This is a genomic window from Polaromonas sp. P3_A5, assembly GCF_056403055.1.
This window is the reverse complement of the sequence record NZ_JBFUGF010000001.1, coordinates 2,426,671-2,441,402: the sequence shown is the minus strand read 5'-3', so window position 1 is coordinate 2,441,402 and position 14,732 is coordinate 2,426,671. Positions and strand designations below refer to the sequence as shown.

Here is a 14,732-nt window from a genome sequence, read left to right as displayed (position 1 = left end):
CATGCCTGATAAACACCTATCGACCCAGTTTGACAGCGAACTCAATGGCGTGTCCTCGCGCGTCATGGAGCTCGGCGGCCTGGTCGAGTCGCAGATTCGCCTGGCTATCTATGCGCTGTCCCAGTTCAGCGCCGAAAGCGCCAACCAGGTGATCGAAACCGAATCGCGCGTCAACGCGATGGAGATCGACATCGACCGAGAGCTGTCGTCCATCATTGCGCGGCGCCAGCCCACGGCTCGCGACCTGCGCCTGCTGATTGCGATTTCCAAGACCACGGCCAACCTTGAGCGTGCCGGTGACGAGGCCGAGAAGATTGCCCGCATGGTCAAGTCCATCATCGAAAGCGGATCGGCCCGGGCCTTGCCTTCGTCCGACCTGCGCATCGCGGCGGAGCTTGCCTCCGGCCTGCTGCGCAAGGCACTGGACGCTTTTGCCCGGCTGGACACCGCGGTCGCGGTTTCCATCCTCAAGGAAGACGACCAGATCGACCAGGAATTCGACGGTTTTGTGCGCAAACTCATCACCTACATGATGGAAGACCCGCGCACGATTTCGCCGAGCCTGGATTTGCTGTTTGTGGCCAAGGCCATCGAGCGCGTGGGCGACCATGCCAAGAACATCGCAGAATTCATCATTTACATCGTCAAGGGCGCCGACGTGCGGCACACTCCTATGGAACAAATCGAATCCGCCGTGAAATGAGCCCCCACGGTCGCTCACTTCGTGTAGCTTCCTGCCCCCCGAGGGGGCCGCTGCGCCTGCGGTCTGGCGAAGCCAGTCCCGCGGCCCCTGCTGGTATGAAGAGCTTGCAACTGTCGGGGGGATTTTCCGCATGGGCGCTTCGGTGTCTTTGCCTTTGAACGAATATTCATCATGAAACACCTGCCACGCATACTGATTGTTGAAGACGAGCCGGCCATTGCCGAGCTGATTGCCGTCAACCTGCGGCATGGCGGCTTTGACCCCGTGGTGGCGGAAGACAGTGTGTCGGCCCAGCGCGAACTCGACGCTGTGTTGCCCGATGCCATCCTGCTCGACTGGATGCTGCCGGGGCAAAGCGGCCTGGCGCTGGCCCGCCACTGGCGCAAGCAGGCGCGTACCAAGAGCATTCCCATACTCATGTTGACGGCACGCGGTGACGAGCCCGACAAGGTGGCCGGACTGGATGCCGGCGCCGACGACTACATCACCAAGCCGTTTTCTACCCAGGAACTTCTGGCGCGCATACGCGCCGTGCTGCGCCGCCGCGCGCCCGAGTCGGTGAACGACAGCGTGACGGTGGGCGGGCTGGTCCTGGACGCCGCCACGCACCGCATCTCTTACCTGGGCCAGGAGCTCAAGCTGGGCCCGACCGAGTTCAAGCTGCTGCATTACCTGATGAAACACGCCGAACGCGTGCACAGCCGCAGTTCCCTGCTCGACAAGGTGTGGGGCGACCACGTGTTCATTGAAGAGCGCACCGTCGACGTCCACGTCAAGCGCCTGCGTGAGGCCTTGGGCGCAGCGGGCACCATGGTGGAAACCGTGCGCGGCGCCGGTTACCGGCTGACGGCGATGGCCGCCAACAACCCGGTTGCTGCGGCACAATCCAGCGCATGATCAATCGGTGGATTGTTTTTGCCGCCTGCATGATTGTTGGCGGCGGTTTGGGCTTTTGGGCGCGCACCGCAAACGGCTTGACCTTCGGACTGGGCATAGGCTTGGCTGTGGGGGCGATGCTCTGGTTGGTGATCGACAGCGTCTATATCGGCCGCCTGCTGCGCTGGCTGCGTACCGAACAGAACAACGACGCGCCAGCCGTGATGGCAGGCAGCGCCCCCAGCCTTCCCGGTGTATGGGGCGAGGTCGTGGACCGGACCCGCCGGCTGCTCAAGAATCGCGATCAACAGTTGCAGGAAAGCCAGGCGCGCCTCGATGAATTCCTGGCGGCCATGCAAGCCTCGCCGAGCGGCGTGGTGCTGCTCGACGCGCAAGGCCGTATCGAGTGGTGCAACCAGATGGCCAGCCAGCACTTCGGCTTTGACGCCCAGCGCGACGTGCTGCAGCACATCGCCAACCTGGTGCGTGACCCGGCCTTCAAAGCTTATATGGCAGCGGGTGATTTCTCGCACGACGTGGTGATCCCCGGCAACTTCAGCACGCCGGCCCGTCCGGTGAAGCTGTCGGTGCATGTACATTCCTATGGCAAAAACCGCAAGCTGCTGCTGTCGCGGGACATCACCGCCGTGGAGCTGGCAGAAGCCATGCGTCGCGATTTCGTGGCCAATGTGTCGCATGAGATCCGCACGCCGCTGACGGTCTTGTCGGGTTTTATCGAAACCCTGCAGACGCTGCCGCTCAAGGAGCCGGAGCGGGCCCGCTACCTGGCGCTGATGTCGCAGCAATCGCAGCGCATGCAAACGCTGGTGAATGACCTGCTGACCCTGTCGCGGCTGGAAGGCAGCCCGTTTCCGGGTGCCAATGACTGGATGACCGTCAGTGCGCTGATGGCCCAATCAGAGCAGGAGGCAAGGGCCTTGTCGTTGGTGATTGCGCCGCAGGGCCACCAGCTGGAATTTGACCAGGGGCCAGGCACCGAAGTTGCCGGGGTTCAGACCGAGCTTTATAGCGCGATGTCCAATCTGGTGACCAATGCTGTGCGCTACACGCCCGAGGGAGGTCTGGTCCGCGTCAGCTGGACGCTGCTGGCGGACGGGCGTGGTGAGTTCAAGGTCAAGGACAGCGGGCCGGGTATCGCGCCTGAGCACCTGCCGCGCCTGACGGAACGTTTTTATCGCATCGACCGCAGCCGATCGCGTGAAACCGGGGGCACCGGCCTCGGCCTCGCTATCGTCAAACATGTCGCCCAGCGTCACGGTGCCGAACTCAACATTCAAAGTGAACCGGGGCACGGCTCCTGCTTTTCCATCATTTTTCCCGTCGTGCGGGTTCGCCGGACTCAACCCGTTTGAGTCACCTTCAGGCTGCGCCTGACCGCATGCCACAACAGGGCCAGAAAGCATGCCGCAACGAGGCCAATGGCGAGCGTGCTGGCTGCCCAGAAACTGCTGGCGGACTGCGTCGCGGCCCGGCCTGCAATGCCGTCGTAAGCCAGACGGTAACCCCCCAGAAGCCCAAGTCCCCAGAGCAGCACGCCATAAAGGGCCAGCGGCGCAATGGTGATGCGGTAGCAGCGAAGCAAAAAGGCCGTCAGGGCCTGTGTTGCATCGGCGACGTGATAGAACGCAACCCACACCAGCAAAGCGGAGGCCAGCGCGACAATTTCCGGGTTACCGGAGTACCAGCTTGCCAGTACGGGGCCGGCCATTGAAACCAAGGCCGCGAGTGTCAGCGCCGCGAGCCCCGTGAGCTTCAGCCCCAGCAGCACCACGCGTTTGGCGTAATCCGGGCGTCCTGCGCCTATCCAGAACGAGACACGGGCACTGCACGCGATTGCCATGGACAGCGGCATCATGTAGAGAACCGCAGCCACGCTGGATGCAATCTGGTGGCTTGCGGAGGCTACGGTGCCGAGGCGGGCGATGAAGAGTGCCATCAGCGTGAACGACGTCACTTCCACCAGATAAGCCAGGCCGCCGGGAATGCCGAGCCTGGCGAAGTGACCTATTTGCAGCCAGTCCGGCCGTTCCATGCGTTGCCAGATGCGATAGGGCTGGTACAGCGTCTGTGTGCGCAGCATCAGGATGGCCAGCGCCAGCAACAGGTAGTTCACAATCAGCGTGGCCCATGCGCAGCCGACAGCGCCCATGGGTTCTACGCCGGCACCGCCGGCCACCAGCCAGATAGACAGGGGGATCTTGACCAGCAGGGCGCCGACCTGCAGCCAGGTGACCAACAGCGGCTTGCCCAGTGCCTGGTTGAAGGTGCTGTAGATGCGAAACAGCAGGGATGGTGCGAACGCAAAGGCCAGCACCGCCAGGTAATGCTGCACCTCGTCGCGCATCAGTTCAGGCACTTGTGCCCAGCGCAGCAGGGGGCCGGGGAAGAGCATGGCGGCCATGCCCGCCACCACGATAAAACCGCACAGGTACATGCTTTGGCGCAGCGAAGCACCTACCGCCTCATGGCGGCGCGCGCCCATCATTTCGGCCCAGATGGGCAGTAGCGCCTGAACAATGCCGATCAGGCCGACGTAAACACTGATGTAAAGCGCCGACCCTACCGACAGCGCGGCCAGGGCCTCGTCGCTGTAGCGGCCTGCAATCACCGTGTCGGCCACACCGAAGGCCATGACGGCCAGTTGCCCGACGAGCACGGTGCCCGCGTGCTGGCTGATGATCTTGAGTTCGCTCAAGGGCTGGTTCTTGAATTCGGGCGGGGAAGCCCCACTCGCTTGAACAGCAGGACGTTTTCAGTCTTGTCCGTGGGGCGGCGCACTGTCGCCTGGAAGGCCCAATCGGGCAAATTAACGACGCGGCTGAGCGTTGGCTGCGCCTCGACATCCACAATCAGGTAGGGGCAGCTTGCCTGCGTTCCGGCTTGCCGGAGCTCGAGCCCGCCGTGGTACTGCAGCGCGGCGGCCTGCGCACTGCCTACGCCGTAAATCTCAACGCAGGCGCTTTTGTCGACGAGATTTGCGATCTGGCGCGACAGGGGCGCAAGGCTGCGGGCGTAGTCGAGCAGCGGTAGCCAGAGTGTCATCAGCAGCAGCCAGCACAGGGTGGCGCCGCCGGCAGGCAGTACCAGCGATTTCCAGATGGCCGCACGCTGCGCGCCGGCGCGCCATTTGACGAGCCAGGCCCAGGCCAAGGTGGCCAGCAGTGCGGCCAGGAATGCCAGCCACGAGAAGCTGGGTTCAAACCCCGGTGCCAGTTTGGCGACGTTGGCTGCGGGTTGACGCGGAACGCCGGTCTGCATGGCAATCCAGACCACCCAGATGATGATGCCGCAGCCGGTGAAAAACAGCAGTGTGAACCAGTCAATCAACGAGGCCACGCTGCGTTTGAGTGTGGGGAGCGCGAAGGCAGCCAGCGCTGCCAGCGGCGGCAGGCTCAGCAGCAGGCTGCGGTCCGAGGCTGTGGTCGTCAGCGTGGCGGCCACGGCCATCGCGGCGAACCACAATGGCAAGGCGACATGGCGGCTGGCCAGTTGCCTGCGCCAGCGGTAAAGTGTCCACATCGCCAGCGGCCATGCCGGCCAGGTAAACCACAGCAGCAGGCGTCCCAGGCTGCGCCAGTCTTTCAAGGCCGATTGACCGTCCGCACCGGGCAGGTGAATCCTCCAGCGCCACAGGTTCAGCCCATAGGCCAACAGCGCTACCAGCAGCGTGATGCCGGTGATCAGCAGCACCCAGTGCCATGACTGCTGCCTGGCCGCAGGGTCGGACTGGCCGGTGCCCCAGCGCATGTGGGTCCATTCCACCAACGCTCCGCCCATGCCAATCAGAAGTGCCAGTGTGGGCGCGCCGCTCAGGGCCAGCCCTGCAAGCCCGACCAGCAGGCCGAATGCCGGCCCCAGGATCTTGGTGGCCGGGCGGTAGGGGCTTGCGGCCATGGCGTAAAAGGCCAGTGCCGTGAAGCCGAGCTGCGCCAGGGCCGGTGTGGTTTCATGGGAGAGCTGTGCCAGGCCAAGACTGGCAATCAGCGCCAGCAGGGCGGTATCGGCGATAGCCCGGGCATAGTCGACCGGACTGGCCTCGCCGCCGAAAGCAAAGGCGACGGGCTGGGCTTGCGGGCTACGCGCCAGGTAGTAAACGGCGTACCACGTCGCCAGCATAGTCAGCACCAGCAGCGCCACAAATGGAATGCGCACAGCCCATGCCGGATCCAGAAAAGGGAAAACCTTGATGGCGATGGCACCCAGCCAATACGGTGCCAGTGCATCGAACTCCGTGACCTGGCCCAGCAGCTGTGGACGCAGCCAGTTGCCCGCCATGGAGGCGAGTTCACGCATCACGCCAAACGCAGCAATGTCTTCGTTTTTCCAGGGGCCGCGCCCCAGAAAACCCGGCAGCGCATAGGCTGCGCAAAACAGGAGCAATGCGAGTCGCGGCAGGCGGCGCACAGCGGACTGGGCAATGATGGCAGGAGACGGTTTGTTCAAAACGTAGGGGATCGGATAGATAGATCTGAGGGATCGAAAGGGGGCGGCTGCTGTCGGGTCGTTCAACCTTGGCTACGGGTGATTCTGCGTCAAACCAGGCTGAGGTACATCGCGTGACCTGGCAAATTTTGCCGAAAAAAAAGCAGCCTGAAATTCAGGCTGCTTTTTTGCAGGCTGGCGAAAGTTTTTCGCAGCTTATCCGGCAGCTTACTTCGCAGCTTCGGGCGCGGCCTCTTTGGCTGCGGTCTTGCCGAAACGGTTGCGGAATTTCTCGACGCGGCCACCCATGTTGTCCACGGATTTTTGCGTGCCGGTGTAGAAAGGGTGCGATTCGCTGGACGTATCGAGCTTGTACAGGGGCAGTTCGCGACCGTCGTCCATCTTCACCATTTCTTTGGTGTTCACGCAGGAGCGGGTGACGAACTTGAAGTTGTTGGACAGGTCCAGGAAACAAACTTCGCGGTAATTGGGGTGAATGCCTTCTTTCATGATCTTTCCTTATTCGTTGCGGGAGCCACACCAAGCCAGTCCTGGGCACTTTCCGCTAAGCCACACATTATGGCATGAAATCAAGCACTTAGCGCACTTTTGGCCTTCTGAGAGGCGATTTTGTGTCCAAGACAGAGCTAAGAGGAGGTAAGGAACTGGTCTTAACCCAGCCGGGGCCGCGGAACCGGCTTTGCCGGGCCGCAGGCGCAGCGGCCCCCTCGGGGGGCAGGAAGCTACACGAAGTGAGCGACCGTGGGGGCAACAATTGGCGTGGCAGCTTTAGCCGCCGCGCCTCATCATGTCGAAGAATTCGTGGTTGTTCTTCGTCGCTTTCATGTTCTTGAGCATCAGCTCCATGGACTCGATTTCATCCATGTTGTACATGAATTGACGCAAAATTCGCGACTTTTGGAGGATTTCGGGTGCAAGTAACAGCTCTTCCTTGCGGGTACCGCTGCGGTTGAGGTGAATTGCCGGGAACACGCGCTTTTCGTACAGGCGGCGGTCCAGGTGGATTTCGCAGTTGCCGGTGCCCTTGAATTCTTCAAAGATCACTTCGTCCATGCGGCTGCCGGTGTCGACCAGTGCGGTGCCGATGATGGTCAGGCTGCCGCCTTCTTCAATATTGCGGGCCGCACCGAAGAAGCGCTTGGGGCGCTGCAGTGCGTTGGCGTCCACACCGCCGGTCAACACCTTGCCGGAGGAGGGCAGCACGTTGTTGTAGGCGCGGGCCAGGCGGGTGATGGAATCCAGCAGAATGACCACGTCCTTGCCGAGTTCGACCAGGCGCTTGGCGCGTTCGATCACCATTTCGGCCACATGCACGTGGCGCGCGGCGGGTTCGTCAAAAGTGGAGGAGATCACTTCGCCGCGCACGCTGCGCTGCATTTCGGTCACTTCTTCAGGGCGCTCGTCCACCAGCAGCACCATCATGACCACTTCAGGGTAGTTGGCGGTGATGGCATGGGCGATGTTCTGCATCATCACGGTCTTGCCGGACTTGGGCGGCGCGACCAGCAGGGCGCGCTGGCCCTTGCCGATAGGCGCGACGATGTCGATGATGCGGCTGGTCAGGTTCTCTTCGCCCTTGATGTCGCGTTCGAGCTTGAACTGCTCGCGCGGGAACAACGGCGTCAAGTTCTCGAACATGACCTTGTGCTTGTTGTCTTCGGGCAGGCCGTCGTTGACCTTGTCCAGCTTGTTCAGGGCAAAGTAGCGCTCGCCATCCTTGGGGGTGCGCACTTCGCCTTCAATCATGTCGCCGGTGTGCAGGTTGAAGCGGCGAATCTGGCTGGGGCTGATGTAGATGTCGTCGGTGCTGGCCGTGTAGCTTGAATCCGGAGCACGGAGGAAACCGAAACCGTCGGGCAGCACTTCCAGCACGCCGTCGGCCACGATGGTCTCGCCGGTTTTTGCACGTTTTTTGATGATGGCGAACATCAGCTCCTGCTTGCGCATACGGCCAACGTTTTCGATCTCAAGGGCTTCGGCCTGCTTGAGGACTTCAGACACGTGCAGTGCCTTGAGTTCGTTTAAGTGCATGGAGTTACTCCTTGCGGAGTTCATTGATGGAAATGGGGGAGGTTTGAAAAGAAGCCGCAGAAGATGGCTTACAAACCGGGAACTCGAACCAGGCAGCGAGTGCCGTCTGGTGAATAAAGCACATTATGACAGGAAATTCAGGCGGGAAATCAAGGCATTTTCCCTGCATCCGGCCAGCGGCCGGGAGACCTGCACGGGTCGGGAAGCGGCGGTGCGCCGTGCCTCCCTTCCCGCGCGAAAAACCTCAGGCCAGTTGCTGGTCGATGAAGGCGGTCAGCTGGGCCTTGCTCATGGCGCCGACCTTGGTGGCGGCAAGCTGGCCATCCTTGAACAGCATCAGGGTGGGGATGCCGCGGATGCCGAATTTGGCAGGGATGTCGCGATTTTCGTCGACGTTCATCTTGGCGATCTGCAGACGGCCGTCGTAACCGGTGGCCACTTCGTCCAGAATCGGCGCGATCATCTTGCAGGGGCCGCACCATTCAGCCCAGTAGTCCACCAGCACTGGTTTGGAGGCTTGCAGCACGTCGGCTTCGAAGGTGGCATCGGTGGTATGTTTGATCAGTTCGCTCGCCATGGCGGCTCCTTTGTCTGGTTAGGATGGTTACGATACGGTACGGCTAAAGTTGTAGTCATTGTGGCAGAAAGCAAGTGGCCGGGTCGGGCGCGCGGGGGCTATGGCCCCGATAGAGATTATTCAATTTGCGGCTTCCGGCCTCATTTCTTTCTTGCCAACCTCTTTTCCCCAACCTCTGTATGCCACCCGTCCCAACCTCTGATGCCGCATGGTCTGCGCCTGATGCGCTGTGCTGGCATCAGGCCATGGGCCGGCTTGCAGAAGCAATGCAGGCGCGCGGCGTCCATCCCGCAGAAGCCGTGGTGCTGCTGCCCTATGCCCAGCTGATCCAGCAGGCGCGTCGTGCCTGGGCTGCGCAGGCGGGCGAGACGTTTTTTGTTCCCCGCTTTGAAACCACCATGAACTGGGCCAGCGGCCTGGGCGGCACGTTGGGCCTTTATGTGCCCTCGGGCGACGATTTGCGCATGGATGTGGCGGTCGACATGCTGACGGCCGCGTCACTGCTGGGCCGCGCCGGCTTGGGCGCCCAGCAGGATGCGCTGGCCGGCAGGCTGGTTGAAGCGGCCTGGAGCCTGGCCGGTGTGGCCGCAGCCGTCGTGCCGGCCGCGCGCCGCGCCTGGAGCGAGCGGCTGGCGCTGACGCTGGGTGCCGGCCTGGACTCGCCGGTGCTGGCCCTCGAAGCTGCTGTGGGGCGCATCGCGCTGGCCTGGGCGGCGGCGTCCGCCTATCCCACAGACCGCCTTTTCCAGGCGAAACCGCAGCTGTTCGCCGTGCTGGAAGGCTTTCAGGCCGACCCGCTTACCGAAGCCCTCAAGGCGCACTTCGGCGACCGGTCGGTTTCCATCCCGCTGTGCATCTCACTCGAAGGGCCCTCGGCACCACCCGCGCTGCACATTGCGCAAGACGCTGAAGACGAAGCGGGCCGGGCCGCCGCTTGCGTGCTGGCGCATCTGACGCAAGGCCGCAGCCCGGTCGCGTTGATTGCGCAGGACCGGCAGCTCACCCGCCGCGTAGGCGCCATGCTGGCTGAGCGCGGCATCGCCATGCGCGATGAAACCGGCTGGAAGCTTTCGACCACACGCGCCGCTGCCGCCCTGATGAGCCTGCTGCGCGCCATGCCTTGGGATGCATCGACGGATGCCGTGCTGGACTGGCTGAAAAACGCACCCGCGTTTGACGCCGTGCTGGTCACCGCCGCCGAGACCGAACTGCGCAAGACCGGCGTGCGCGCCTGGCGCGACCTGCCGGACTTTGCGGAAGAAGCCATCTTGCCGCCCGCGTTTGCCGCAACAGGGCCGTTGGCGCGCGAAGTGAACGCATTGCGCAGCCCTTTCGGCCGTGCCCGTCCGCTGGCGATGTGGCTGCGCGACCTGCGCACCCTTTTGCAATCCGCCGGGCAGTGGGACGCACTGGCGCAGGACGAAGCCGGGCAGACGGTGCTGGATGTATTGCGCCTGCACGAAGGCGCTGAGACCGAATTCGAAGCATCGCCGGTGATGCGGCTGCATGACTTCACGCAGTGGGCCAACCAGGCGCTGGAAGGCGGCAAGTTCTCCCCGGTGCATCCGCCGGCAGAACAGGTGGTCATCTTGCCGCTGCCGCAGCTGCTGGGCCGCCCCATGCAGGCCGTGGTGTTACCCGGCTGCGATGAAATCCGCCTGCCGGTGTCGCCGGAACCTGCCGGCCCCTGGACGCCCGGCCAGCGCGAGCTGCTGGGCCTGCCGCCCCGGGAAGTGCTGGCCGCGGCCCAGCGCCAAGCCTGGCACTACGCCCTGCACATGCCGCATCTCGACGTGCTCTGGCGCACCAGTGAATCGGGCGAGCACCTCATCCCCAGCGGCTTTGTGCAGGAGCTGCTGCTGGACCAGGACGAGGAAGCGGTACAGCGCATGGCCACCGACCCTCGCAGCCTGCGTCCCGTGGCAACCCAGCCCACGCCGCACCCCTTTCCGACCGGCGAGGCCTTGCCCGTCACCCGGCTTTCGGCCAGCGCGTATGAAGACCTGCGGCGCTGCCCCTACCGCTTTTTTGCGCTGCGCCAGCTTAGGCTGCAGGAACCCGAAGAGCTTGAAAGCGAGCTGGGCAAGCGCGACTTCGGCAACTGGCTGCACAGCCTGCTGCGGCATTTTCATGAAGCCCTCAAAGCGGCGCCAACCCCCGATCTATCAGCGCGGGTAGCTATGCTAAACATAGCAGCCGAGCGCGCCACGCAAGAGCTGGCGCTCAGCGACAGCGAGTTTTTGCCCTTTGCCGCGGCCTGGCCCGGCGTGCGCGAGGGCTACCTGAAATGGCTGGCCGACCACGAAGCCGCCGGCGCGGTATTCGACGAAGCCGAAGTCTGGCGCGAAGTGCCCGTCGGCACGCTCACGCTGCTCGGCCAGCTCGACCGCGTCGACCGCCAGCCCGACGGGCACGCCCTGGTGATCGACTACAAGACCGAGCCCCGCACCACCACGAGCGAGCGCATCAAGAACGGCCAGGAAGACACGCAGCTGGCGTTTTATGCCGCCCTGATGAGCGACGACACGTTGGCCGCGGCCTATGTCAACCTCGGCGAAAAAGAGCCGACCAAAACCTATGAGCAGCCCGACATCGTCGGCCTGCGCGACGAGCTCATCGACAGCATCCTGACCGACATGGCGCGTATCTCGCGCGGTGCGGCGCTGCCGGCGTTGGGGGAGGGCAAGGCTTGCGATTACTGTTCAGCCAGAGGGTTGTGCCGCAAAGACTTCTGGAATCTAGAGGAACAAGCTGCGAGAGGGGAAAGCCAATGACACCTCTCAACCAAACGCTCGTCCCCCACGCCGCCGCCTACGAATGCAACGGCGAGCCGATTTCCGCCGATGCGTTCTACGCCATCGCCTGCGACCCGCGCCGCAGCGTGGCGGTGGAAGCCTGCGCCGGCGCCGGCAAGACCTGGATGCTGGTGTCGCGTATCGTTCGGGCCTTGCTTGACGGCGCCACGGCCGCACCGGGGCAGCAGGTCTTGCCGCACGAGATCCTGGCCATCACCTTCACCAAAAAAGCCGCCGGTGAAATGCGCGAACGCCTTGACGACTGGCTCAAGGCTTTTGCCCACGCCGACGATGAGACCCTGCAGCGCGAACTCGAAATGCGCGGCGTCAGGGTCGATTTTTCAAGCCAAAAAGGCCTGAAAGCCGCGCAGAACGTGCGCGAGCAGCTATCAAATTTATACCGCTCCATTCTGTCAAGTGGCCGTTCGGTGCAGATCCGCACCTTCCACAGCTGGTTTGCGGCCTTGCTGCGCAGCGCGCCGGTGGCGGTGCTGCAGCGCCTGGAACTGCCGGTGAACTACGAGCTGTTGGAAGACGATGCGCCGGCGCGTGCGCTGGTGTGGCGGCGGTTTTATGCCTCGGTCGCGGCTGATGCATCGCTCAAGGCCGACTTTGAAGCGGTGGTGCTGGCGTACGGGCGTTTCCAGGCCGACAAGGCCTTGCAAGCCGCGCTCGACAAACGCACCGAGTTCACACTGGCCGACGAAAAAGGGGTGATCGACGCCTCGGTACAAGCCTTCAGCGCTCAGTTCACTGAATTTGGCGGCCTGGATGAACCCGAAGAGCTGCTCAGCACCAATCGCTTTCACCGCCAGACCTTGCGGGACGCTGCCATCGCGCTGGGCCGTGCGAGCGCGCCGACTTTCTCGGCCAAAGGCGTGGAACTGGAGCAGGCGCTGACGGCCGGCGACTTCCCGGCGGCTATCGCGGCCCTGCTGACCGAGAAGGGCACGCCGCGCAAGTTCGGCGAAAAAATCGTCGGCATCGAACAGGTGCGCATTGCCCAGGACCTGGTGTTGCGCGTGGTGGCGGCCCGCCAGCAGCACGATGCCTGGCTGTACCAGCAGCGCATGGCGCGCCTGACGCGCGCGTTGATCGCCCAGTTCACCGCCTTGAAGCGCGACCGCGGCTGGGTCGACATGAATGACGTCGAACGCGCTGCGCTGCTGATGCTGGCCGACCCGGTGTTGTCGGGCTGGGTGCAGGAGCGGCTGGACGCGCGCATCCGGCACCTGATGATTGACGAGTTCCAGGACACCAACCCGCTGCAGTGGCAGGCCCTGTATGCCTGGCTTATCGGATACTCGGGTGCGGGTACGGCGCCCAGCGTGTTCCTGGTGGGTGACCCGAAGCAAAGCATTTACCGCTTCCGCCGTGCCGAGCCGCAGGTGTTCCGCGCTGCGCAGGCTTTTGTGGTGCACGGCCTGGGCGGCGACTTGCTCAGCTGCGACCATACGCGGCGCAACGCTGAGGCCGTGATCGACACCGTCAACTCGGCCATGGCCATGGCACGGGAGGCCGACGGCTATGACGGTTTTCGTGAACACACCACGGCTTCAGGCCTCGCCGGCGCCGTGGGCCGGCTTCCGCCCATTGCACGCAACAAGGATGAAGAGGAAGCTTCGCCGCTGGCCACCGGCTGGCGCGACAGTCTGACCACGCCGCGTGAGTTGCCCGAGGAAACCCTGCGCACGCGCGAGGCGCGCCAGGCCGCTGCCTGGATTTCAGAACAGGTAGCCGCCGGACTGCGTCCCCAGGACGTGATGGTTCTCTCGCGCAAACGCGCAGGCCTGCTGCCGCTGCAGGACGAGCTGCGCGCGCTGCACATCCCTGCGCAGGTGGGCGAGAAAACCGAGCTGATTGACTGCTGCGAAGTGCAGGACATGGTGGCGCTGCTCGACGTGCTGGTGTCGCCGCAGCACGACCTTTCCTTGGCACGCGCGCTGCGCTCGCCGCTGTTCGGGCTGGCTGACGATTGCCTGGTGCAGCTGGCGCTGCTGCAGCGCGAGCACCACCAGCCGTGGTACGGCCTGCTACAAAAAGAGGAGCTGCTTGCGCCCGATTTGAAAGGGCTGGGGCCCATTTTGACCAAATGGAAAAGCTGGCTGGACCGTTTGCCGCCGCACGATGCGCTGCAGGGCATTTACGACGACGGCGACGTGCTGGCGCGCTTTGGCGCTGCCGCCCCGGCGGCCCAGCGCAGCGCGGTGCTGGCCAACCTGCGCGCGCTGCTGGGTGTGTCGCTGGCACTCGACGGCGGGCGTTACGCCACGCCTTACGGTTTTGTGCGCGCGCTCAAGGCCGGCGGCACCCAGGCGCCGGCAGCCGTCAGCAGCGAGGCGGTCCGGCTGCTGACCATCCACGGCGCCAAGGGCCTTGAAGCCGAAGCCGTGCTGCTGCTGGACACCGACACCGTGGAACGCAATGCCGACAGCATGGGCGTGCTGGTCGACTGGCCCGGCGAAGCGACCGAGCCGCGCAAGTTTGTCTTCCTGGTCAGTGAAAGCCGCCCGCCCGCGTGCGCCGCCGAAACGCTGGCCGCCGAGCAGGCGGCCCGCAAGCGCGAAGAGCTCAACGCCTTGTATGTGGCGCTGACGCGTGCCCGCCATACGCTGGTGATTTCCTCCATCGAGCCGCACCGTGTGACGACTGAGAGCTGGTGGCAGCGCCTGCACGCACTGGTGGGCGAGCTGCCTGCGCCGGTCGCGGATGAGTCTGCAGCCGCCCATCTTGATGCGGCCGACGCGGGCGTGTTCTACCTGCCCGAGTTGCCTGAACTGCCCGAGGTCATGACGATTTCCGAGCCCGCTGCGGTGCGCGTTGATGAAGATTCGCTCAAGGCGCGCATCGGCAAGGCCATGCACCGCTTGCTGGAGTGGGGCGGTGCGCTGTCGGCGGAACAAGTGAAGGCCGCGGCGCGCGAGTTTCGCCTGAGCCCGGCACAAGCCGCCGAGGCCGCCGGCCTGGCCGGGCGCATTCTGGCGGGTGAGGGCGCCTGGGCCTGGAGCCCGCAAGCCGTGGCCTGGCAAGGCAACGAAGTCGGCCTTGTCTACGCCGGGAAAGATTTGCGGCTGGACCGCCTGGTGCAGCGCAAGGACGCCGGCCACGAAGGACACTGGTGGGTGCTCGACTACAAATCAGCCGTAGCGCCGGAGCTGCAGCCCGCGCTGGTGGCGCAGCTGCAGGACTACCGTGCGGCGGTGCAGTTGATTTACCCCGGCGCGCCGGTGAAGGCGGCTTTCCTGACGGGGCGGGGAACTGTTGTCGAGCTGGATTGATCTCACAC

The 14,732-nt window shown here is 64.0% G+C and carries 10 protein-coding genes; 5 read left to right on the top strand and 5 right to left on the bottom strand.

What is annotated here, in order from left to right; all coding sequences use genetic code 11:
- The first annotated feature begins 1 nt into the window (after position 1).
- The 3 genes from phoU to phoR all read left to right on the top strand — a co-directional run bounded on the left by phoU (position 2) and on the right by phoR (position 2,952).
- Positions 2-703 carry a phosphate signaling complex protein PhoU gene (phoU, locus tag AC1DU8_RS11550; protein ID WP_411879881.1) on the top strand — a complete coding sequence of 234 codons (702 nt, stop codon included), beginning with the start codon at positions 2-4 and terminating at the stop codon, positions 701-703.
- Between the two features lie 171 nt (positions 704-874).
- Positions 875-1,600 (top strand): phosphate regulon transcriptional regulator PhoB, encoded by a 726-nt coding sequence (phoB, locus tag AC1DU8_RS11545; RefSeq protein ID WP_431096707.1) that lies wholly within the window; start codon positions 875-877, stop codon positions 1,598-1,600.
- Positions 1,597-2,952, top strand: a complete 1,356-nt coding sequence (gene phoR / locus AC1DU8_RS11540; RefSeq protein ID WP_477667229.1) for a phosphate regulon sensor histidine kinase PhoR — start codon at positions 1,597-1,599, stop codon at positions 2,950-2,952. The genes phoB and phoR overlap by 4 nt, the downstream gene beginning before the upstream one ends.
- On the opposite strand, the gene AC1DU8_RS11535 is transcribed toward phoR, so the two are convergent.
- From AC1DU8_RS11535 to trxA, 5 genes are all read right to left on the bottom strand, one after another.
- Positions 2,940-4,295, bottom strand: coding sequence for an MATE family efflux transporter (locus tag AC1DU8_RS11535; RefSeq protein ID WP_477667230.1), 1,356 nt, complete (start codon positions 4,293-4,295; stop codon positions 2,940-2,942). The two genes, phoR and AC1DU8_RS11535, sit on opposite strands and share 13 nt — an antisense overlap.
- The gene (locus AC1DU8_RS11530) at positions 4,292-6,043 is read right to left on the bottom strand and encodes a hypothetical protein (RefSeq protein WP_477667231.1); all 1,752 of its coding nucleotides are present in this window, start codon (positions 6,041-6,043) and stop codon (positions 4,292-4,294) included. The genes AC1DU8_RS11535 and AC1DU8_RS11530 overlap by 4 nt, the downstream gene beginning before the upstream one ends.
- Before the next feature lie 207 nt (positions 6,044-6,250).
- Positions 6,251-6,532, bottom strand: coding sequence for a type B 50S ribosomal protein L31 (locus tag AC1DU8_RS11525; protein WP_457278651.1), 282 nt, complete (start codon positions 6,530-6,532; stop codon positions 6,251-6,253).
- A 279-nt stretch (positions 6,533-6,811) separates the two neighbouring features.
- The gene (gene rho, locus AC1DU8_RS11520; protein ID WP_348050341.1) at positions 6,812-8,074 is read right to left on the bottom strand and encodes a transcription termination factor Rho; all 1,263 of its coding nucleotides are present in this window, start codon (positions 8,072-8,074) and stop codon (positions 6,812-6,814) included.
- A gap of 244 nt (positions 8,075-8,318) precedes the next feature.
- Complete coding sequence (gene trxA, locus AC1DU8_RS11515) at positions 8,319-8,651, bottom strand: thioredoxin TrxA (protein WP_077594529.1); 333 nt, start codon at positions 8,649-8,651, stop codon at positions 8,319-8,321.
- Between the two features lie 179 nt (positions 8,652-8,830).
- Between trxA and AC1DU8_RS11510 the strand changes: the two genes are divergently transcribed.
- Entirely contained in the window at positions 8,831-11,425 is a 2,595-nt protein-coding gene (locus AC1DU8_RS11510) for a PD-(D/E)XK nuclease family protein (RefSeq protein WP_477726767.1), read from the top strand.
- Positions 11,422-14,724 carry a UvrD-helicase domain-containing protein gene (locus AC1DU8_RS11505; RefSeq protein WP_477726766.1) on the top strand — a complete coding sequence of 1,101 codons (3,303 nt, stop codon included), beginning with the start codon at positions 11,422-11,424 and terminating at the stop codon, positions 14,722-14,724. Before AC1DU8_RS11510 ends, AC1DU8_RS11505 begins: the two co-directional genes overlap by 4 nt.
- Positions 14,725-14,732 lie beyond the last annotated feature (8 nt).